Genomic DNA, 1,134 nt, shown 5'->3' on the forward strand with positions numbered 1-1,134 from the left:
GGTAATGCGCTAACTTTTCGTATCGTGACCCAGCTAGAGCCTTACACTGAACATCACGGTATGAACCTATCAAGACGTACTCTGCTCGGCCTGATTAAATACCCATCATTGATCAGTCAGATCAAAGCCAAGTCGATGCACGAACCGGTTAAGCACCAAAGACAACTGCGTGCCAAAGATTGGACGCCCGCCAAAGGGATCTACGACCACGACGAAGCACTGTTTGATTGGGTACTTGCACCGCTCTCTGACAACGACCAAGCACTTATTAAACAGCCGAGACAAGCCGAAGTAGGCGATTTTGAGCACAACAAAACCAAGTTTAAGTCTTTAGATTGTTCAATCATGGAGCTGGCCGATGACATCGCCTACGGCGTCCACGATTTAGAGGATGCAATTGTGTTGGGTTCGGTAACTAAAGCACAGTGGATGGAGTCAGCCTACCCTCAACTGCAAGATGCCGATGACCCTTGGATCGCTCGCCATCTAGATTCGATTACTGAGATGCTCTTTTCTGGAGAGCAATACCGCCGCAAAGATGCGATTGGCGGAATCGTCAATGCCCTACTGACCAGTATCTCGATTAAGCCTGTTGATGCGAACTTCGAGAACCCATTACTCTCTTACAACGCCTATCTTGAACCAAGCATGGATCTAACATTAGATAAGCTCAAGCACTTCGTGAGTGAGTACGTCATTCAAGTACCGCAAGTTCAGGTCATTGAATACAAGGGACAGCAGATCATTATGGATATGTTTGAAGCCTTTAGCGCCGACCCTGAGCGTCTATTGCCGCTACCTATTAAAAAACAGTGGCAAGCACACACTGAAGAGTGTCGTAAGATGAGGGTGATTGCGGACTATATCTCATCAATGACCGATGACCTCGCCCAGAAAATGCACCAACAACTGTTCTCAGCGCACACTGAGTTCTAACAAGCTAAGCTTCGCTGAGACGCACCTAGCCTAAGTAATTTTTCTCAAACACACCCGGCGGCATTTGATCGATTTGAAACTGAATCATTCGATCAAATGCTGTAAGCAGAGGGGTAAAATCTCGTGATGGCTGAAGTAAGCTCAACAAGTGGTAGCCAGCTTCAACTGTCGAAAGGCTATTCTCACTTGGCGCTTTGC

1 protein-coding gene and 1 pseudogene are annotated in these 1,134 nt (G+C 47.2%); one reads left to right on the forward strand and one right to left on the reverse strand.

Translation table 11 applies throughout. The features are described from left to right. Positions 1–936, forward strand: a 936-nt coding sequence (locus KIV40_RS27685; protein ID WP_285352405.1) for an anti-phage deoxyguanosine triphosphatase, incomplete at its 5' end; no start/stop codon positions are given. Positions 937–961: 25 nt separating this feature from the next. Here the strand turns inward: KIV40_RS27685 and KIV40_RS27690 are convergent. After that, positions 962–1,134: pseudogene (locus KIV40_RS27690) on the reverse strand (DTW domain-containing protein); the annotation flags it as partial.

It is taken from the genome of Vibrio sp. D173a, assembly GCF_030248475.1.